Origin of the sequence: Candidatus Phytoplasma australasiaticum subsp. ipomoeae (genome assembly GCF_024425275.1) — a bacterium.
GTDB lineage: Bacteria > Bacillota_I > Bacilli_A > Acholeplasmatales > Acholeplasmataceae > Phytoplasma > Phytoplasma australasiaticum.
The window spans coordinates 12,796-34,331 of record NZ_JALQCV010000004.1; the positions used below are offsets into that span (position 1 = coordinate 12,796).

General features: G+C 25.3%; 13 protein-coding genes, 3 tRNA genes and 1 pseudogene. 9 read left to right on the top strand and 8 right to left on the bottom strand.

Annotated features, from left to right (window positions below; genetic code table 11):
* Positions 1-642 precede the first annotated feature (642 nt).
* The 3 genes and pseudogenes from NQK76_RS01085 (at position 643) to NQK76_RS01100 (ending at position 3,859) form a co-directional block, all read left to right on the top strand.
* Positions 643-1,089 carry a pseudouridine synthase family protein gene (locus NQK76_RS01085; protein WP_238120351.1) on the top strand — a complete coding sequence of 149 codons (447 nt, stop codon included), beginning with the start codon at positions 643-645 and terminating at the stop codon, positions 1,087-1,089.
* A gap of 557 nt (positions 1,090-1,646) precedes the next feature.
* Positions 1,647-3,378, top strand: a pseudogene (ltrA, locus tag NQK76_RS01090) (group II intron reverse transcriptase/maturase).
* Positions 3,379-3,553: 175 nt separating this feature from the next.
* Positions 3,554-3,859, top strand: coding sequence for a hypothetical protein (locus tag NQK76_RS01100; protein WP_213680514.1), 306 nt, complete (start codon positions 3,554-3,556; stop codon positions 3,857-3,859).
* Between the two features lie 40 nt (positions 3,860-3,899).
* Here the strand turns inward: NQK76_RS01100 and tsaD are convergent, their stop codons facing one another.
* From tsaD to gyrB, 5 genes are all read right to left on the bottom strand, one after another.
* Positions 3,900-4,904, bottom strand: coding sequence for a tRNA (adenosine(37)-N6)-threonylcarbamoyltransferase complex transferase subunit TsaD (gene tsaD, locus NQK76_RS01105; protein WP_004994752.1), 1,005 nt, complete (start codon positions 4,902-4,904; stop codon positions 3,900-3,902).
* A gap of 1,327 nt (positions 4,905-6,231) precedes the next feature.
* Positions 6,232-6,858, bottom strand: a complete 627-nt coding sequence (tsaB, locus tag NQK76_RS01110; protein ID WP_004994758.1) for a tRNA (adenosine(37)-N6)-threonylcarbamoyltransferase complex dimerization subunit type 1 TsaB — start codon at positions 6,856-6,858, stop codon at positions 6,232-6,234.
* Positions 6,845-7,309: a tRNA (adenosine(37)-N6)-threonylcarbamoyltransferase complex ATPase subunit type 1 TsaE gene (tsaE, locus tag NQK76_RS01115; RefSeq protein WP_255872650.1), complete on the bottom strand. Its 465-nt coding sequence runs from the start codon at positions 7,307-7,309 to the stop codon at positions 6,845-6,847. Before tsaE ends, tsaB begins: the two co-directional genes overlap by 14 nt.
* A 399-nt stretch (positions 7,310-7,708) precedes the next feature.
* Complete coding sequence (gene gyrA / locus NQK76_RS01120; protein WP_004994766.1) at positions 7,709-10,249, bottom strand: DNA gyrase subunit A; 2,541 nt, start codon at positions 10,247-10,249, stop codon at positions 7,709-7,711.
* A gap of 84 nt (positions 10,250-10,333) precedes the next feature.
* Positions 10,334-12,280: a DNA topoisomerase (ATP-hydrolyzing) subunit B gene (gene gyrB / locus NQK76_RS01125; RefSeq protein WP_213680370.1), complete on the bottom strand. Its 1,947-nt coding sequence runs from the start codon at positions 12,278-12,280 to the stop codon at positions 10,334-10,336.
* Positions 12,281-12,970: 690 nt separating this feature from the next.
* Between gyrB and NQK76_RS01130 the strand changes: the two genes are divergently transcribed.
* The 5 genes from NQK76_RS01130 (at position 12,971) to NQK76_RS01150 (ending at position 16,124) form a co-directional block, all read left to right on the top strand.
* The gene (locus NQK76_RS01130) at positions 12,971-13,564 is read left to right on the top strand and encodes a hypothetical protein (RefSeq protein ID WP_255872651.1); all 594 of its coding nucleotides are present in this window, start codon (positions 12,971-12,973) and stop codon (positions 13,562-13,564) included.
* 248 nt (positions 13,565-13,812) lie between these two features.
* A complete protein-coding gene (locus NQK76_RS01135) occupies positions 13,813-14,718 on the top strand; it encodes a hypothetical protein (protein ID WP_255872652.1) in 906 nt (301 codons plus the stop codon).
* Between the two features lie 149 nt (positions 14,719-14,867).
* Positions 14,868-14,943, top strand: a tRNA-His gene (locus tag NQK76_RS01140).
* A gap of 32 nt (positions 14,944-14,975) precedes the next feature.
* Positions 14,976-15,050, top strand: a tRNA-Gln gene (locus NQK76_RS01145).
* Between the two features lie 999 nt (positions 15,051-16,049).
* Positions 16,050-16,124, top strand: a tRNA-Trp gene (locus NQK76_RS01150).
* Between the two features lie 137 nt (positions 16,125-16,261).
* On the opposite strand, the gene nrdF is transcribed toward NQK76_RS01150, so the two are convergent.
* From nrdF to pgsA, 3 genes are all read right to left on the bottom strand, one after another.
* Complete coding sequence (gene nrdF, locus NQK76_RS01155; protein ID WP_004994776.1) at positions 16,262-17,290, bottom strand: class 1b ribonucleoside-diphosphate reductase subunit beta; 1,029 nt, start codon at positions 17,288-17,290, stop codon at positions 16,262-16,264.
* A gap of 318 nt (positions 17,291-17,608) precedes the next feature.
* Positions 17,609-18,622, bottom strand: coding sequence for a recombinase RecA (recA, locus tag NQK76_RS01160; RefSeq protein WP_255872654.1), 1,014 nt, complete (start codon positions 18,620-18,622; stop codon positions 17,609-17,611).
* A 75-nt stretch (positions 18,623-18,697) separates the two neighbouring features.
* Entirely contained in the window at positions 18,698-19,354 is a 657-nt protein-coding gene (gene pgsA / locus NQK76_RS01165; protein WP_004994778.1) for a CDP-diacylglycerol--glycerol-3-phosphate 3-phosphatidyltransferase, read from the bottom strand.
* A 1,082-nt stretch (positions 19,355-20,436) separates the two neighbouring features.
* On the opposite strand from pgsA, the gene NQK76_RS01170 reads away from it, so the two are divergent.
* Complete coding sequence (locus NQK76_RS01170) at positions 20,437-21,324, top strand: hypothetical protein (protein WP_004994779.1); 888 nt, start codon at positions 20,437-20,439, stop codon at positions 21,322-21,324.
* The last annotated feature ends 212 nt before the right edge of the window (positions 21,325-21,536 follow it).

Below are 21,536 nucleotides of genomic sequence, written 5' to 3' on the forward strand. Positions count from 1 at the left end.
ACAGGATAAGAACGGTTCTTTAAAGGAAACAATAAAGAATTACAGCAGTTCTTAAAAGCGGATTGCGATGAAGTAGTTAGTCAATAAGATACCGCCACCGAATGATTCTAAGGATAAGCCTGAAAGGGCCTAAGAAGCTAAGAAGATGTAATATTAAACCTGACTTGTAAACTACTGTAACCGATCAGTCCAGAGTCCATCAATAATATTATCACGAATTGGATGGTTTATCTATAGAAAACCTGGAATCTCACCACCAAAATAATAGTGGTTACTTCACCTAAGGAATCAAGGTCGATATTTAGAGTAACTTGGAGAATCCTAAAAGTCAGTTCTTAACAGGAGCAGTATAAGAAGTAAAATTCTTATGGCCCAAGGATAAAGCGACTTTTTAGTAGTCGGAAGAACTAAAACTTTGTTTGGAATAACAAAGATAATCGCCCTCCCGAGAAGAAGGTTAACCACCTTTATAGGGCGAAAGAAGTCAGTAATTTGCTGTTAATAATACAACAACTAACTAGTGGCAACACCAAGTTAGCCTTATAAAAAGGACAAATTATGGCAAGCCGGATGCTGGGAAACTTGCTCGTCCGGTTTAGAGGGAGGCTGTTTGTAATAAATATCAGAAGGATAAATTCTGATATGGAAACGCAAATAATCTATCCCTATATTAATAAAGCAACAAAATTAGCATTTTTATTTAATGATTTAAATAAGCAATATCAAGGAACTGCTTTATTTAATAAAAATTATGATACATTAGATATTTATGGAGAATTAATTGATAAAAAAGAAATAATTTTACCAGAAAATATTGTAAAAAAAAATTTTGATTATTTTAATAATAAACAATATTGGCAAACTCCCCCAATGTTTTCTGCTATTAAAATTAAAGGTCAAAAAATGTATAATTTAGCTAGAAAACAAAAACATATTGATATTCCACCTAGAAAAGTAACAATTTCAAATTTAAAATTAATTTCATATAATCCGCACAAACAAGAGGCGAAATTTCAAGTAGATGTATCTAAAGGAACTTACATTAGAAGTTTAAGGGCGCCAAAGAGGCCTAAATTTCGTGCTATTTAACCAATAGCCAGGGCCGATAAACCCTGAAAGGAGATGGTCGGTCAGTCAAACGAAAGAATGACGGATTACAGCAGACCATAAAAGCGGGTTGCGATGAAAGCAAATTAGTCAAGATGACTCCGCCACCAAATAATTCGATGGAGAAGCCTGCAATGGCCTAAGAAGGAAAATTGATGTAATCCTAAAACCTGTTTCGGAAGTTGCTGAAACGGACAGTCCAGAGTCTGCTAATATAAATTAAACGTATTGAGTAGTTTATCAAAGAAAAGAAACCTGGAATCAGCCTCTTAACGAGGAAACTTCCCCTAAAGAATTAAGGTAGAAATTTAGCGTAACTTGGAGAATCCTAAAACTAAGTAATTAAATTTACGAATCCGGAAATAAAAGTCTGGATGGTCAAGGATAAAGCATCTTTTTAGTAGTCGTAAGCGTAAACCTAGATTCGGAATAATTTAGTTAATCGACTTACCAAGAAGAGGGTTAATCACCCTTATAGGGCGAAGGAAGAAAGTAATTTACTAGTTATTCAATGGTGTTAGGAAAGGAGTTGATATATTATGTCAACGACAGTTTCACCAGAAGCTAAACTTTTACGAACATTGAATAAAATTCAATATTGTTCATCAAACAGCTACTCTTTAAAAAGAGAACTCCAGCAGGGAATGAATAACTTTTACAACACGTTAACAGCATTTAATAAAATTGCGGCTAACAAAGGGGCGGATACCCCCGGAATCGACAATAAAACCATCGATGGGATTAATCTAGTAAGATTAAAAAGATACCATCAGGAATACGTCAACAATGGTTATCATCCGAAACCAGTTAAAAGAGTTCTCATTCTTAAAGATAATAAAAAAACCCGACCTTTGGGCATACCGACTATCAAAGATAGATTGATGCAAAAATGCCTGGAACAACTCTTAACTCCTTATTTTGAAAATATCTTCTCAGAATGGAGCTTTGGATTTAGAACCAAAAAATCATGTCATGACGCTATCAAACGCGTCAAACCAAGATTTCAAGGAATTGATTACCTTGTCAAAATTGACTTAGAAGGTTACTTTGATACCATTAATCATGAGATTCTGATGAGAACCTTAAATCAGTTCATCAAAAAGAATAAAACACTCTCAACCATTAACAAATGGTTAAAAGCGGGCTTTATGAAAGATGGGATCAAATATGAATCTTTATCAGGCTCTCCTCAAGGAGGAATTATTTCTCCTTTGTTGGCGAATGTCTATTTACATTACATTGACCTGAAAATGGAGGAACTGATTAAAGTAGGAAAACCAATTAAGAAGAGTAACCCAGAATATAAGAAAGCATGGCTTAGAAACCAGCACCATAATTTAGGGATTGACAGACACATCAACCTGAATCCAAAACCAAGAGTTGAATATATCCGCTATGCTGATGACTTTATCATTGGCGTTAAGGGAGAATATAATGAGGCGTATAACATCAAAAATCAAGTAACACAGTGGTTAGAGCAAGACCTAAACCTTACGATTAGTAAGGATAAGTCAAAAATTGTGAAAGCCAGTAAAGGAACTAGATTTCTATCCTACATGGTAAAGGTCAACCCTACTAATAAAACTCGCCAAGAGAAGGCCACCAAGAATTCCTTAAACGGCAAAGTTCAGATCCAAATTCCCAAGGCGAAAGCTAAAGAATATGGAGAGGAATATAATTGGTTAAAAAGGGGAAAGGTGAGACACGATGAAACATTAGCAGATAGAGACGAGTTAGAAATAATCCGAACTTATCAAACAATAGTTAGAGGAATTATCCAATACTTTTGTTTAGCTAACAATCTCGGGGGTCTTAACCCATTTAAATTATCTAGCGGAATATAGCTGTTTGAAAACACTGGCAAGGAAACGGAAAACGTCAATTGCCAAAGTTCGAAAGAAATGTAAAATTGGTTCAACCTGGGGTATTTCTTATCTTAATAAAGGAAGAACCCAATATGAACCATGGGAGGTTTACTCTTGGAACAAAATTAAGACAATGCGTAATTATAAGGGAAATCCCGATATTACCATTAATAGATTTATATTCCATGGGCGCACGCATTTAACTGACCGTCTAAAGGCGGAACGTTGTGAGCACTGCGATAAAACAACTCAACTACAAATTCATCACATTGGTACGGTCCGCAATGCGCACCACCAAAGTATCATGAATAAAAGAACAAAGGTATTGTGTGAAGATTGTCACCGAAAGGTAACCAATCAACAAATACACGATATCAGAAAGAATAAGAACAATAAGAATAAATAGCTAATCAACCGTGAGGGGAAATTAGTTCTCGCAAGAGAGTAAATTATGGAAAGCCGGATGCTGGGAAACTTGCTTGTCCGGTTTGGACGGGGGCTGATTGTAAATAAAACAGCAAAGATAAATCGCTGAATAAAACGCAATTAATCTATCCGTATTTCGAGATATTGGTGAAAAAATGAATACTTATGGTGCACTAAAAGAATTAAAAAGAACTAGAATTGGTATATATGATCTACAAAAAGCTACTTTAATGAATCAAATTTCTTTATCTAATTTAATAGATATTAAAATTTTATTTAAAAATTATCAAAAAATTATTTTAAATGATTATTTGATAAGATTAATTAAAAACGGTGTGTATTTAGATCAAAGACAAATTATCACCACAGAACCTTTTATAGTCACAAATTATAATCACGAATGGATTGCATACTATGAACCTATCCAAAAATATAAATATATTCCTAAATATTTTTTTTAAAGTTTAATTTTAATAATTACAAATATTATTTAAAAAGTTATTAAAAAAAAGAATTTAAATCAGCTAATCCTGTTAAATTATAACTATACAATTCTTTAGGCTTTTTGAATTTGTATTGATAATAAGCTGCAATGCCAATCATGGCAGCTTGATCTGTACAAAACTTTACACTTGGAATTAATAATCTTAAATCAGGAAATTCTTGAAAAAATCTCTTTTTTAAACTAGCATTAGAAGCTACACCTCCTACTAAAATTAAGTTTTTAGTAGGAAATTTTTTTAAAGCTCTTTTTATTTTAATTAATAAAACCTCAATAACTACTTTTTGAAAAGAAGCGCATATATCATAAATAAATTTGTTAGACATATTAAGACTATTTTGATTGATTAAATTAATAATTTGACTTTTTAATCCTGAAAAACTAAAATCCAAATTATTATTTTTAATATAAGGTAATGTTAATTTAAAAACAGATTCGCCTTTAAGAGCGAGTTTTTCTATAATAGGACCACCAGGATAATTTAAATTTAAATTTTTAGCAACTTTATCATAAACTTCACCAACAGCATCATCTAAAGTAGCTCCTAATTTCTGTATATCAAAATGATTATTTAAATAAATTAATTCTGTATGTCCTCCTGAAACAATTAGAGCTAAAGCAGGAAATTCTATCTCATGTTCTATTTGAACAGAGTAAATATGACCCATTAAATGATTTACTCCCATTAAAGGTTTTTTATAAATATAAGACCAAGTATTGGCAGCACTAACACCCAATAATAACGATCCTATTAATCCTGGACCTTGAGTTACTGCTACTAAATCTATATTTTTAGGGTTTATTTTTGCTTCAACAAAAGTTTTTTGTAAAAGATATGTTATCACTTCTAAATGTTTTCTAGAAGCTATTTCAGGAACTACACCACCATATTTTTGATGACATTTAATTTGCGAACAAGTTTCATTTGCTAATACTTTTTTTCCATCTTGAGTAATAGCGATACTAGTTTCATCACAACTAGTTTCAATAGATAAAATAATCATAATTAGAAAACCTTTTTTTATATTTATTATATTTTTTCTATTTATTGATCAATATTAAATAAATAGTTAATCTCATTGTAAATTAAAAAAATAATTTCATATTTTAAATATATATTTTTTTAAAAACAATGAGAAATTTAATTGATTTTTTATTTAAAAAATATTTTTTTAATTAAATAAAAAAATTTAGAATATTTAATTTTATACTTTAATTAATTTTATTGAGAAATAAAACAAAAATAACAATTAAACTTAATATAAAAATATTATTTTACAATACGGATAGATTAATTGCGTTTTATTCAGCGATTTATCTTTGCTGTTTTATTTACAATCAGCCCCCGTCCAAACCGGACAAGCAAGTTTCCCAGCATCCGGCTTGCCATAATTTGTCCTTTTTATAAGGCTAACTTGGTGTTGCCACTAGTTAGTTGTTGTATTATTAACAGCAAATTACTGACTTCTTTCGCCCTATAAAGGTGGTTAACCTTCTTCTCGGGAGGGCGATTATCTTTGTTATTCCAAACAAAGTTTTAGTTCTTCCGACTACTAAAAAGTCGCTTTATCCTTGGGCCATAAGAATTTTACTTCTTATACTGCTCCTGTTAAGAACTGACTTTTAGGATTCTCCAAGTTACTCTAAATATCGACCTTGATTCCTTAGGTGAAGTAACCACTATTATTTTGGTGGTGAGATTCCAGGTTTTCTATAGATAAACCATCCAATTCGTGATAATATTATTGATGGACTCTGGACTGATCGATTACAGTAATTTACAAGTCAGGTTTAATATTACATCTTCTTAGCTTCTTAGGCCCTTTCAGGCTTATCCATCGAATTGTTAGGTGGCGGAGTCATCTTGACTAATTTGCTTTCGTCGCAACCCGCTTTTTATGGTCTGCTATAATTCAGTATTCTTTCGTTTACTAAACCGACCATCTCCTTTCAAGGTTTATCGGCCCTGGCTATTGGTTAAATAGCACGAAATTTAGGCCTCTTTGGCGTCCGATAAATTAATATAAATATTTTATATTCTATTAAAATTTTAATTAAAACATTATTATAAGATATTGAAACTCTGTGGCCATGTAAAGGTTATTACCTTTTGTCATGATCAGGTTTTTTTTAAAATATTCCCATTCTAGAATTAAACTAACAACTAATATAAATTTCACTTTTCTTTTGAACCTAACAGCTATTAGTTTAAACCTTTTGTGGTTGCTTTTAAAGAGATCAAAGTTATTACATAATTCTATTATATGTGTTAGATACAATTAATTTATATATATAAAATATCATATATAAATAGCGAATTATGAACTTACTTTAATCCTCCCAATTAGAACAATAATAATTAGGCAATAATTCGTGAGGATTATCAACGATATTTAAATAATTAAATAATTTATTCAAAGCAATTTTATAATTTAAAGAATTTAATAAAATATGATTAGGATAATTAACTAGCAAATCCGTAGAATATCTTGATTCTGCTAAAATAATTTTGTTGTGTTGATAGCTAATTGCGTAAAAATAATCCTCATTAATTTTTATTTTAGGAGTTAAAGGATTTTTTTCAAAACCGCTAGAAAGTAATAATAAACTGCTAATTTTAAACAAAGGAATATTTAATTCTAAAGATAATAATTTGGCTGTTAAAACGCCTATTTTAGTACCAGTATAAGAACCAGGACCACAACCTACTATAATTTTTTTTATTTTAAATAAATCTACAGAATTTGCTTTTAAAATTTTATTAATCAAAGGCATCATACAAGATACAAAACTTTTAGATTTAACATTAAAGCATATATCAATAATATTTTGCTCATATGTTAAAATCACTATTTGCATATCTGTTGAAGTATCTATAATTAAAATATTTTTATTAAAAAATAACGAATTATTGTATATCTTTGTTTTATCAAAACCTTTTTTATTAATATTTAACATTTTTTTGTTTTATTAAAATACCTCTACTATTATCTTTTAAAAATTTAATTTCAACTTTAAAATCCCATAATTTATCAATTTCATCATTTATATAAGTTGATTCTATTAAAATAATATCACCTAGTTCTAAATATTCCAATACCTCTTCAAATAAAAAAATTAATTTACTATTATTTTCTAAACGAAAAAGATCCATATGAAACAATGTTTTATTATTAAAATTATAACTTTTAAATAAATTAAAACTAGGACTGTTAATTGTTAAAATTCCTAATTCCTGAGCAAAACCCTTTACAAAAATAGTTTTACCTAAACCCATCGAACCATGAATAAACACAATATTCTTTTTATTTTTGTATCGATTTGTAGATAAAATTTTTTTGGCTAAAAAAATACCAGCTAATTTAGTTTGTACCGATTTTAAAGATATTTTATTATAAATAAATGTCATTTTTAATTCCATTTTGTAATCGGGAGATAAAATTATTACTATCAAATCAATTTAAAAAGAGTATTTTCGCTTAAATGGTATATTCGTAATTAATTATTACATAACTAGAACAATATATATTTCCATAAAGATTATATTTCCGATATCTTTGTTATTTCTAAATGAAATAAGTTTTTTAATAAATCATAATTAATTGATCAGAGTTCATGTTATATAAATTTATTTTTTATTAACTAATAATTATCAAATTAATAAATCAGTAAAGTAGTTAGTTAATTTAAATGAAATTTTATATAATTTTATAATATATATAATAATTTTAACCATTTTATAATAATCAATTTTAATAAATATATTAAAATTATTTAATCAAAAAAACAATAGTCGATAAATTTTAATCTAATTAATAATTATAGATTTTTCATCTATTGAATCATCATCTTCTTGTTTCTGGACAACTACTAAATTAAGTAATTTATCATCATCTTTTAATTTAAATAATCTATTTCCTTCAGTGTTTTTAGATTTAGTAGTAGAAACTTTATTAGCTTCAATACGAATAACTTGCCCGCACTGAGAAATTAAAATTAATTCTTCATTTGGAAAAATGGTTTTTAAAGCGACTAAATGACCTTTTTTATCAGTGATTTTTAAAGTTTTAACACCCTTACCTCCTCGTTGTTGCGGTTTATAAAAACTTGCTTGAGTTTTTTTTCCGTAACCAAATTCTGTTACTACCAAAATATCTTGTTCCGGATGACAAACAACAGCTGCTCCTACAATTTGTTCATCTTTATCCATGCGCATACCAATAACTCCAGAACTTTTACGATTAGTTGTTCGGATTGAATTTTCTTTTAAACGAATGGATTTACCACCAGAACTAGCTAAAATAATATCTTGTTGACCAGAAGTTTTTAATACTGCTAATACTTCATCATCTTTTTTTAAAGCAAAAGCTATTTTGCCATTAGAACGAATATTAGCATACTCTTGAATACGATTTCTTTTGATAAATCCTTTTTTTGTCACTAATACTAAATAATCTTTATTTTTATTAAATTCTGTTACACTTGTCAAAGTAGTTAAAAATTCACCTTTAGCCATAGGTATTAAATTTACTAACGGAATACCTTTAGCGTGGCGCGAATAAGAAGCTATTTCATAACCTTTAATTTGGTACACTTTGCCTTTATTAGTGAAAAACAATTGATAATCATGAGTAGAGGTTATAGCAAAATGTTCTACAAAATCATCTCGATTCATAGTAATACCTATAACACCTTTACCGCCTTTGTTTTGTTTTTTATAAGTATCTAAATTTAAACGTTTAATATACCCTTTATGAGTAATAGTAATTAAAATTTTTTCTTTTTCAATTAATGAAGATTTATCTATATCTAAATCTTGATTTTCCATATTAATAACGGTTCTGCGTCCATCTTGGAAATTTTTTTGTAAATTTAATAAATCTTGTTTTAAAATTTGTTCTTTTAACAATATAGAATTAATAATATTTTGGCATTCTGAAATTTTTAACGATAATTCTGTATCTTCTTGTTTAATTTTTTCTATTTCTAAATTAGTAATTTTTTGTAAACTCATTTCTAAAATAACTTTACTTTGAAGTTCATCTAATTGATATTTTTCCATTAATTGTATTTGTGCCATTTTAGAATTGGATGAAGATTTAATCAATCTAACTACTCGATCAATATCATTCAAAGCTATAATCAAAGCTTTTACTAAATGTTGTTTTTTAAGAGCTTTAGATAATTCGAATTGTTTTTGACGTTGAATAACATTAATTCGAAAATCAAAAAATTCTTTTAACATTTGCTTTAAATTAACTAATTTAGGAACCCCTTTTACTAATGCAATCATATTAAAATTAAAAGAGACTTGTACCTGAGAATTTTTATATAAATTATTGAGTACTACATGAGGATTAACATCTCTTTTTAAATCAATAACAAGTTTAATACCTTGGCGATTAGATTCATCTCTTAAATCTGTAATTCCATCTATAATTTTTTCTTTAGCTAAAAAAGCAATAGATTCAATTAAACTACTTTTTTTAATTTGAAAAGGTATTTCAGTAATTACAATAGAATTTTTATTTTTATCATTTTGAATTATTTGCGTTTTAGATCTGATAAAAATACGTCCTTTTCCAGTATTATAAATATTTTTTAAATTCTCAGCTCCTAAAATTTCTCCTCCTGTAGGAAAATCAGGTCCCTTTAAGTATTTCATTAAATCTTGAGTTTCTATATTTTTATTATTTATAAAAGCAATTAGAGCATTAATAACTTCTTTAAAATTATGCGGAGGAATATTGGTGGCCATACCTACAGCGATACCAGTAGAACCGTTCACTAGAAGATTAGGAAATAAAGCAGGTAAAACTGTAGGTTCTTTCTCGTTACCATCATAAGTATCAATAAAATCAACAGTTTCTTGTTCGATATTACGAATTAATTCTATAGCTATTTTAGACATTCTAGCTTCTGTATAACGCATAGCTGCTGCTGAATCTCCATCAATAGAACCGAAATTACCATGCCCAGTAATAAGAGGATAACGATAATTAAAATCTTGTGCCATACGAACCATAGCTTCATAAATACTATTATCTCCGTGAGGATGGCAACGACCCATAACAGCACCAACTACAGCTGCAGCCTTCTTAAAACGTTCTTGATTAGATAATCCTAAATCATTCATTATATAAAGAATTCTTCTTTGTACAGGCTTCATACCATCTCTAATATCAGGAAGAGCTCTTCTTACGATCACACTCATAGCATAACTTAAAAAAGATTTTTTAACTTCTTCATTGATATCTACGACTTGAACGCGATTAAAATTAATTTTAGAATCTAAAGAGGAGTGTTCTTCGTTTAAACTATCATTTTTTTTTGTTTTTTTTAATATCATATTTCACGCCTTTTTTATTAAAAATTGAGTTAAATTAATTAAGATTTACTTTAAAAGTAAAATAATATTTTATAATTTAAAATCTTAAATATCTATGTCAGCATAAGTAGCATTCTCTTGAATAAAAATTTTTCTATTACTAACCTCTTCGCCCATTAACATAGTAAAAATTCTATCAGCTTCTACTGCATCTTCTAATTTCACTTGCAATAATGTTCTAGTGGCAGGATCCATAGTAGTTTCCCAAAGTTGTTCGGCATTCATTTCTCCTAACCCTTTGTACCTTTGGACAACAATTTTTTGAGAATTATTTTTACGACTCATAAAATTTTTTAAATCTTGTTCTGTATAGAAATAAGAAATTTTTTTATTGTTTTGCACTTTATATAAAGGAGGTTGAGCAAAATAAATATAGTTATTTTCAATTAAAGGTCTAAATTGCCTAAAAAAGAAAGTTAATAATAAAGTTCTTATATGAGCTCCATCAACATCAGCATCCGTCATAATAATAATTTTATGATAACGCGCTTTCGAAATATTAAACTCCTTATCGAAACCTGTACCAAAAGATTGAATTAAAGAAATAATTTCATTGTTAACTAAAATTTTATTTAATCGAGCTTTTTCAACGTTAATAATTTTACCTCTCAATGGCAAAATAGCTTGAAAAGAAGAATCTCTCCCTTGTTTAGCAGACCCCCCCGCAGAATCTCCTTCAACAATATATAATTCCGCTAAAGACGGATCTTTAGTCCGACAATCAGCTAATTTTGAAGCAAAACTTAAAGTGTCTAAGGGTGATTTTTTTCGTGTAATTTCACGAGCTTTTTTCGCTGCTACTCTAGCTTTAGCTGCTAATAAACATTTATCAATAATTTTTTTAGCTTCTTGCGGATTCTCTAATAAATAACTTTCCAAAGCAATACCAAAATGTTTAGAAACAAATTGTCTCATATCATAATTACCTAATCTAGCTTTAGTTTGGCCTTCGAATAAAGGATCATAATGTTTTAAAGCAATAATAGCTGTAATACCTTCTAAAGTATCTTCACCGATGAAACTAAGATCTTTCTTTAATAAATTTTTATCTTTGGCATATTTAGATAAAACTCTATTTAAAGCCATTTTAAAACCTTCTTCATGAGTTCCACCTTCATGTGTAGGTATGTTATTTACAAAAGAATAAATATTAGAAATATAATTTTCATTATATTGGAAAGCTATTTCTAAAAAAATATTATTTTCAGAACTCTCTTGATAAAAAGGTTGATTTAAAACTTTTTTATTTTCATTTAGATACTGAAGATATTCTTGAATACCGCCTTTAGAATAAAAATTAATAATTTGAGGCGGTTCAAGGCGTAAATCTTCTATAATTAATTTAACATTTTTATTTAAAAAAGCTAATTGTTGTACTCGTTTTTTTAAAACATCTAAACTATAAGGAGTGTTTTTTATATCTTGAAAAATAGTTTCATCAGGTAAAAATTTAATATTAGTACCTCTTTTATTAGTGTTACCTATAATTTGTAAAGATGTAGTAGGAACGCCTTTTTCATATTTCTGATAATATATTTTGCCATTTAAACAAATTTCCACTGTAAACCAAGTGGATAAAGCGTTTACTACAGAAGCGCCTACACCATGCTGACCACCTGAATAACTATAATTTTTGGAATTAGGAGCATTTTTAAATTTACCTCCTGCATGTAAAGTAGTTAAAATAGTTTCTACAGCTGATTTTTTAGTTTTAGGATGAATATCAACGGGAATGCCTCTACCATTATCAGAAACACTAACTACATTATCTGGAAAAATTTTTAAAATGATTTCTGTAGCATAACCTGCTAAAGCTTCATCTATAGAATTATCTATAATCTCCCAAATTAAATGATATGCTCCTTTCATAGTAACAGAATCAATATACATTCCTGGTTTTTTACGAACAGCTTCTAAACCTTCTAAAATTTCAATACTAGAAGCACTATATTCACCTAAATTTTCTTTATTTTTTTTATCATTTTTGCTCATTTTATGAAATTTATTATTTTCTCCTTTTATTTTTTTTATTATTTATTATTCAATTTAATAATTAATTTAGTAAAAATCATAACAATATAATTTCAAAATTTTAATTTTTTTTCAATTTCATAAAAATAATTCTCAGGTTATTGTTTAACTTAATTAAAAAAATTTAATATAAATATACAGATTAATAAAACTTTAATTAAATAATTTTTTTAAAATCAGATTAATTAGAAAATGGTAAACTAAAAATAAAAAATGTGTTAATAATTATAACACATAAAAAATCAAACTGAGATTAAAGCAGATATAACTTCTTTTTAGCAAATTATAATAAAATTTTTATTTTTAAAAATAATCTAAAATTTTTAAAATAAATTTAAACCTTAAATGGAATTTAATATAAATAATATTTTAAATTTAAACTTATTTAGATTTTCGAAAAAAAATTTTCATTTTTTTTAATTAAAAATAATATTTTTATAAGATTAAAAAATATAAATTAATAATCTCTAATTTTGTATTTCTATTTTTCATTAAAGTACAATATTCAGTTTTTTATCAAAATATCCTAAAATATTGAAACATTATTGGAAAAATGTTAAAATATTATATAAAATTTATGTTTCTTATTTTAAAATAAAATAGAACATATGTTTTGCATTTTTTATATATAATAACATTGAGGGAGCGAAAATGCTTAAAAAAATTCAAATAAAAAAATTGTTTATATTATTATTACTAAATCTTTTTGTTATTAATTTTTATGGTGTATTTATAAATAAACAAGGTAATTTATACAATTCTAAATTAAATAATATTAAAGCTTTTTTTGATATTGATTGGCCTTTTTTATCGAAAACTAAAGAAATAAAACCGAATGTTGAAAAACAGCTAATTACAGAAAACAGTATAAAAAAAGATATACAAGATGCCGAAAATCATATGAATAAAATCATAATTCTTCTAAATAATAATCAAAATGATGAAAATAATACGAATGAAATATCAATTCTTCTAATTTCATTAAACCAAGAAGCAGTTTTAGTTAAACAAAGAATTGCAACAATAAAAAAAAATTTTGCGAAATGGGTAAATAAATGTCAAGAAAATAAAAATAAACCAACCATTAATAACGTTTTACAAGAATACTTTACTACTCTAAGTATTTTCAATCAAGATATAAAAAATATTAATGATAGAATAATAAAAATAGAAAAAAAAATAACACAAAAGAAATTGAATCATTCCAACGAATTATTTATTAATAGTAATAGTAGAAATCGATAAAAAATAATATAAACAAATCAATTATCAAATAAAAGAAAATAAATGTAATAAAAAGTTAACAAAACCAAATTTCTATTCAATGATTATCAAAAAATTAAATACTATCTTATATAGTGCTGAAAGTTATTTAAGTTGAAAATATTTTTTAAATTAACTTTAATATAATATTATATCAAATGATAAGTTTTCGATAAATTTGCTTTGTTATTTTCGCAATGAAATGAATAAAAATTAAATTTGAGATAACATTGTCAAAAGGCAATGATTATACAGAAGGTTGTGTCAATAATTTGATGATAAATATGATAATGAATATTAAAGAATGGTTAAATCGATTTCCTTTTGAAAACTATTGGTGGATATATTTTTTAAGTATTTTCATGTTTTCAGAAATTATCAAGATAGTATTGCGAAAAATTTTAACATTTATATATCGTATTTTTTTGCTAAATTTTCATTTTATTTTCAACATCCAAGAAGAAAAAACTAAAGATAATCAAACATCTGAATTAAATACAAAAACAGAAGTACCAAATTTCTCTATACAAAACCAAATTCCTAATGAATTATATCAAGATAAAAATTTAACATTAATAGAATTGAAAATGTTAGAAATTAATCGAAAAGAAAATGAAAACAAACATAAAGAACAGTCTTTTCGTCTTGAATTAAATCAATATAAAATGGAAACTAAAATAGAATTACAACAACAAAAAAATTACTTCGAACAAGAGATGCTTAAACAACAAATAAATAATTTAGAAAAAGAATTATTAAAAATTACAACCAAACCAAAATTTTATCATCAAGATTCGTCAATTAAGCAAGAATCAAAAAATAACACTTCAAAAACAAATAATAAATTATCTCAAAATTTATTAGAGAATATAGACCTAACATTTATTGATGAAGCTTTAAAAAAACAAATACCTGAAAGTTTAAAAAAAATTTTTGATAGGATGGAAAATTTCGCTGAAATACAATTATTTATGTTAAATAATATGCCTATAGAAAATCGTAATAACTTTTACAATGTTTCTCATTCTTATTATGATTCCAAAAATAAAGCTTTATATATAGATCCCAAAGATTTAATATTTGTCAAATCATTATTAATAGAAAAACAAAAACAATTTAAACAAATAAAACAATAATTTGATTTTAAAACAATTTTTTTAAATACTTAAATAATTTTTTTTAATTTAAATAATATTCTATATATTTTTTTATCTATAATCATGTATAATATGTAATGTTATTAAATTTTTATATTTTGAAATTAAAATATTTAATAATTTTTGTGGCGGTTGTGGCGAAATGGTTAACGCATCGGCTTGTGGCGCCGACATTCGTGGGTTCGATCCCCATCATCCGCCCCAAAGTTTAATTAACTTATTTTTTTATAAATAAAAGGCCCATAGCCAAGCGGTAAGGCAACGGACTTTGACTCCGTCATGCGTTGGTTCAAATCCAGCTGGGCCTGCCATAATTTTTCTAAATTTTTGTCTTTAATATAAATGAAATAATTAAAAATTTTTAAAATAAAAAATAGTCATATTGCGGGTGTGGCGGAATTGGTAGACGCACTAGACTTAGGAGGGCGCTAGTTCGGGCGTAAATTAAAGAGGATTTTTTATGGGCACCTCACTTTTAAGGTAATAAAAGTAATTCAATGAATTTACCTGAATTCGAAAGAATAAAAGGGACAATAGCATATTCATAAAGCATTTAATGAAAAATAAAATCGTTTTTTTTAATTATTATTAAAAAAATTAAATTAAATGTAAGAATAAGATAAAATAAGGTTGAACAAATATAAAATTAAGTGAAGAGCAAAGAATGGTGGCGCAGTTCTAAAGCTTTAGGGATGGTTAAACGATATATTCCAAAAACCTAAATAGATAATTATATAATTGCTCCCAGATCCTAAAGTAATTATAATTACCAATTAATAATAAAAAAATTTATTTTAAATTATCTACACCAAGACAAAATTCAATTATATCATTAATTTTGTCTATTATAAGTCTCCAACCGCTATTTATCATTAGCCTATAATTTATAGCTACCTAGGAAAACCTAAAATTATTTTTTATAAAATAGTTAAGGTTGCAGAGCTGACATAGTAGTCGGAGGTTTTATGCCCTCTCAGGGAGAATAGGAAAACTATTCACAAGGCGAAGGAAAGCAGAAAGATTAAAAATAATAAAAATATTTTTTTATCACTTTTTAAAAAGATAATTTTTTGTTTTCTATAAAACAATTTATAAATGCGCAATATAAATTAAATAAAAAAATATTTTTTTAATCTAAACGAATAAAAAAATTTATTATGTTGAATTCGGAAAGCCGGATGCATGGAAACATGCCTGTCCGGTTTGGATGGGGGCTAACCATATGCATAATAATTATGGTTTTCTATCCATATTCTAGCGCTTTAGCTTGCAGGTTCGAGTCCTGTCACCCGTACCAATTATTTTTATTTAGGGATATGATGTTAATGGTAGCATAATGGTCTCCAAAACCATGAGTTCGGGTTCGAATCCTGATATCCCTGCCAAATTAAATTTAAAAAATATTGAAAAAAAATAATTTAACTAAAATAATTAATTGAAATAAAAAAAAGAAGGTATAAAAACCTTCTTTTTTTATTTTATAATTGGATAAAATATAAGCATTAATATATTTTTTAAAAAATTAAAAAATAAAATCTTCGTCTTTTAAACTTTCGGTTTTCATTTTTTGATAACCATTACCTTTCATAGAGAAATAATCCATTGTTTTCGTTTCTGTATTTAATCCATTTAAAATAACAGGATTAATCTCTTCATAAGGAAAATATTGTTCAAAACCTAAATTTAATAAAGCTTTATTAGCATTATAACGAACAAATTTATTTACATCTTCAACTAAATTAATTTCCTGATAAATTTCAAAAGATAATTTTTTTTGTTCTTGATATAACTTAAATAAAAAATTTTCTAACCAACTATATAATTTTTTCTTTTGATCTGGATCAAAAGTAGAGTATAAATTTTTCGCTAATCTTCCAGTATAAACTCCATGAACACTTTCATCTCTAATAATCAAATTAATGATTTCTCCGGCTTGCATTAATTTACCTTGTCCATAAAAATAAAGAGGGTAATAAAAACCACTATAAAATAACCAAGTTTCTAAAAATACTGAAGCTACCATAGCTTTCCATTTGATTTCGCGAAATTCATAACTATTATAATAAACATAATCATTTTTATTAACAACTATTTTTTGATCTAACATTTCATAAACATTAATAATTAAATTTAAAATATTCTGTAAATTTTTTTGTTTCATACCCCAACAAAATAAATCATCAATTTCATTTTTATTTAAAAAAGTCATAAAAATATTAGAATAACTTTTAGCATGAACAGCATTTTCCATAGCTCCCATAAAACTCAAAGTAGCTTTTTTTTGATGTTCTTCAGGTAAACAAGCTCTAACTAAAACAGGCATACCAATATCCCCTTGATAAGTATCCAAAAAAGTTAAAACTAATAAATTACGTGAATAGGTTTTTTGTTCCCAAGGAGATAAAGTATTCCAAACGTGTAAATCACTTTGTAAACTAATATCTTCTGGGCGCCAAAATTGACTTAAATTTTGTTCATAAAAATGATGCGTAAAATCATCATCTAAATTATTCCAATTAGCGCCTTGATAAGTTATTTTTTTCAAATCCATATATTAATTTAATTCCTATCTTTTTAAAATTTATTAAAATCTAAAATAATTTAACAAACAAAAAACACTTTTTTTATTATTTATTCTCATCTGAAACCAATAAATTTTATATAAATATTTTTCTAAAGCCGAATATTAAATTATTTAAAAAATCTTTTTATTTTTTATTAATTTAAAATATTTATATACTAGAAATGATAAATAAAATCTTTTCTAAAATAAAAATTATAATTAAAAAATATTAAATTTTTATTAAGAAAAATAAAAAATTAAATAATCAATTATTAAAAACGCCTAATAGGCATTTCAATTAAACATTTATTTTTTATTATTACTGCTTAAATTATAATTTTTACGAATAGTTAATTCTAATTCATGAGCAAGATCTGGATGTTTTAGTAAAAATTCTCGCGCTTTCTCTCTACCTTGACCAATTTGTTGATTATTATAACTATACCACATACCATTTTTTTTAATTAAATTTAAACTTACTGCTAAATCTAAAATTTCACTAACTTTAGAAATACCTTTGCCATATAAAATATCAAAACTAACGGTTTTATAAGGAGAACAAATTTTAGATTTAACAATACGAACATTAGTTTTCACTCCCACAACTTGATCATTCTCTTTAATTAATTCTGATGTTTTTCGAACATCTAATCTAACAGATGTAAAAAATTTTAATCCTTTACCTCCGGGAGTAACTTCATTATTACCGAAAGTAATTCCTACCTTTTCTCTTAACTGATTAATATAAATAAGAATAGCATTAGATTTATAAACGATATGGCTTTGCTTCCTTAAAGCCTGATTCATCATTCGAGCATGTATACCTACGTAAGAATCACCGACATCACCATTTAATTCAGCTAAAGGTGCTAAAGCAGCTACAGAATCTACTACCACTAGATCAACAGCATTCTTTTCAAATAACAAATTAGCAATATTTAAAGCAACTTCTCCAGAATCAGGTTGAGATATTAACATTTTATTACAGTCTACTCCTATAGTTTTAGCATAATTAATATCTAAAGAATTCTCAGCATCTATAAAAGCAACCGTACCTCCAGATTTTTGAGCTTCTGCTATTACATGCAAAGCTAAAGTAGTTTTACCAGCGCTTTCGGGTCCAAAAATTTCTACAATTCTACCTCTAGGTAAACCTCCAATAGATAAAGCTATATCTAATCCTAAAGAACCAGTAGAAATAGATTCTATAGGTTCTACTTTATCGGAGTTCATTTGCATAATACTACCTTTGCCGAAAATTTTCTCTATTTCACAGATAGTTTGAGTTAAAGGAGGTTTTTTAAATATTTCTTTACTCATTTGATCAATCACCTCTACATATATCATTTTAATAAAATTTAACGATATTATCAAAAATATAATTTTCTATAAAAATTAATTTTTAGAATTAAAATTCGTATAAATTAATTTAAAATTTTTTAAAATATAATCCATACCAGAAACAATAATTATAAAAATATTCAAAATTAAAATAATATTAATAAAAAAATACATTTTTAAATTATATCTTGGAAATAATTGAAAACAAAAACGTTCTAATTGAGCAGATAAAAGCATTATACTAATGGAAATAAAATTTAAAAAAGTTTTTAATTTGCCGCCAAAAGAAGGAGTCATAATATGCTTTTTTTCAAAAGCTAATAATCTAATACCCATAACAATAAAATCTCTTATAATAGTCACGATTAAAAAACTTAAAACATAATTAACAATTTTTTCATTATCTTGATGTAATAAATTATTATTTTGACATAAAATTAGTAAATAAAAAGAAGAGATAATGACTAATAATTTATCCGCTATAGGATCGAAAAATTTTCCAAAAATAGTTGTTTGAAGAAATTTTCTCGCAATAAAGCCATCTAAATAATCAGTTATAGATGCTACTAAAAAAATAATATTAAAATAAATTTTAAAAATTTCAATTTCGTGTTTTAGCAACTTTAAATATAAAAAAGGTAGCATACAAAAAACTAAAAAAATACGAAATATCGTTAATAAATTGGCTGTTTTGTTAATTATATTTTTCATATTATAATAATCTTTCCCAACATATAAAACAAATTATCCAAAAATAAAATCTTCTTAATTATATTTCAATATACTATCACAATTACTAAAATATATTATAAACGTGCAATTTATTTGAATTATGTTTTGATTTTTTTATTGACAATATAATCTCTTATCTTATACCTATATATAATTAAAAATTATTGCATCGATAAAAATGCATTGTTTTTTCAATATACCTACTTAATTTAAAATATAATCTCTTATCTTATACCTATATATAATTAAAAATTATTGCATCGATAAAAATGCATTGTTTTTTCAATATACCTACTTAATTTAAGCTAAAAATATTGTATTTTTATTAAAAAAAGAAAATATTTTGTATTTATTTTTTTTATATATGAGGCAATTATAATTTAAAAATTTAATTATAATAATCATCAAAATGTCGAAAATCATTTATGATTTGAGATTTTAAGTATTATAAATAATTATTAATTATGATTATTCTTTTTAGATAAGTTCCGATTTTAATTAAAAAAAATTATTTTATTTTTTATATCAAAATAAAATTTAATAATTTGATTTTCAATTATATCAATCAATTTAATTTTAATTACCTATTAATATAAAATTAATACAAAATAGATATTTAATATAAAAATTTTAAAATTATTAATAATTTTTTTTAATAACTAACTTAACTAATAATTAAAATTATAATGCATTAAGACATAAATAAAAAATAAATTAAATATTATTTTAAAAATTTTAAACATAATTATTCATATAATGACTACATAAATGAATTTTTTTAACTAATAATATAATTTGAAATAATTGCCTCCATAAAACATTTTAATCGCATTTAGTATACTTTTGAAAAAATTAAATTTTAAAATAACTAATATTTATTATTATATTATTTTTTGTTATAATTAGATTGCGTTTGTTTAAAATTTAAAACATTTTATCTATTAGGATTGTGTATGGTTTGTTATCGTTTAGTATAGGATTGTGTATGGTTTATTATCGCAAATTAAGTTTATTTTATTATATTTATATAAATAATCAGAAAGTGAGATAAACTCAAACAAATGAACTCCAATAACGAAAAAAACACCACATTATACAAAGTATTATTATTTTTTATTAGTTGTATAATTTTATTAGGCCAAATGTTTTTTATTATGAATGTATTAGCTCATAATGAAGAAATACAAGAGGAAAATGAAAAATTAAAAATTAATAATCAACAATTAGAAAGTTATAATAAAATTAATCAAAATAAAATATCATTACAACCTGTAATAAACTCTTTAAAAGATAATATAAAATTACAAACAAAATTCTTTCGACCAAAAACAAAAAACTTCGATGCTTCTTTGCAAAAGTTAACTGATGAAACTGTTCAAAGTGTTATAGTTTTTAAAAATAATAACGAAGAAAAAATAGATCATATTGAATATTTTAACAAATTCGGAGAATTAATACGTAAAATCTTTTTTAATGATCAAAATAATGATTATAACAAAATAGAAGAATATCGAGATAATAAACTCTTTAAAATAATTACTTTAGATGAAAATAATCAAACAGAATTCATTACAATCTATAATGAAGATAAAACAAAGACTGAAATATTAAATGTATATGACCAAAAAACTAAAACTTTCATACCGTTTCACGTTATGACATATAATGATAAAAATGTTTTAGTTACAATGAATAAATATAGTGCAAATAATCCTAGTCAAATAGAAAAAAGATTTTTGTTCGATAATAAAGGAAAAATAACTAAAATCTATCATTATACCGATAATAAATTGAAGTCTATAGAAGAATTAAACAATATTATTCCTGAAGAAACTTTAGTTCAAACAAAAGTTTTCCATTCAGGACAAGAAGCAGAAGAATTTTTTGTAGAAGAATTTGTGTCAATTGCCGAAAATAAACGTTCTACAAAAGATACTGAGAATATATAATAAAAAATTAATTTTATTAAATAAAAAAAATGACAATTGACTTCATAAATATAAAACACTGTTAAACAAAAAAAGATTACTTAGAAATATCTTCATTTAATTGATTATTTCATGTAATCATGTTTTACAGTATAAAAGTAAAATATAAATATAGAAATCTATAATATTAAAATCATATTTTCGCATATGCATATATTAAAATATGCATATTT

Coding starts and splice junctions, on each gene's coding strand:
- NQK76_RS01085 (WP_238120351.1), top strand. CDS start 643: ATGGAAACGCAAATAATCTATCCCTATATTAATAAAGCAACAAAATTA.
- NQK76_RS01100 (WP_213680514.1), top strand. CDS start 3,554: ATGAATACTTATGGTGCACTAAAAGAATTAAAAAGAACTAGAATTGGT.
- tsaD (WP_004994752.1), bottom strand. CDS start 4,904: ATGATTATTTTATCTATTGAAACTAGTTGTGATGAAACTAGTATCGCT.
- tsaB (WP_004994758.1), bottom strand. CDS start 6,858: ATGTTAAATATTAATAAAAAAGGTTTTGATAAAACAAAGATATACAAT.
- tsaE (WP_255872650.1), bottom strand. CDS start 7,309: ATGACATTTATTTATAATAAAATATCTTTAAAATCGGTACAAACTAAA.
- gyrA (WP_004994766.1), bottom strand. CDS start 10,249: ATGATATTAAAAAAAACAAAAAAAAATGATAGTTTAAACGAAGAACAC.
- gyrB (WP_213680370.1), bottom strand. CDS start 12,280: ATGAGCAAAAATGATAAAAAAAATAAAGAAAATTTAGGTGAATATAGT.
- NQK76_RS01130 (WP_255872651.1), top strand. CDS start 12,971: ATGCTTAAAAAAATTCAAATAAAAAAATTGTTTATATTATTATTACTA.
- nrdF (WP_004994776.1), bottom strand. CDS start 17,290: ATGGATTTGAAAAAAATAACTTATCAAGGCGCTAATTGGAATAATTTA.
- recA (WP_255872654.1), bottom strand. CDS start 18,622: ATGAGTAAAGAAATATTTAAAAAACCTCCTTTAACTCAAACTATCTGT.
- pgsA (WP_004994778.1), bottom strand. CDS start 19,354: ATGAAAAATATAATTAACAAAACAGCCAATTTATTAACGATATTTCGT.
- NQK76_RS01170 (WP_004994779.1), top strand. CDS start 20,437: ATGAACTCCAATAACGAAAAAAACACCACATTATACAAAGTATTATTA.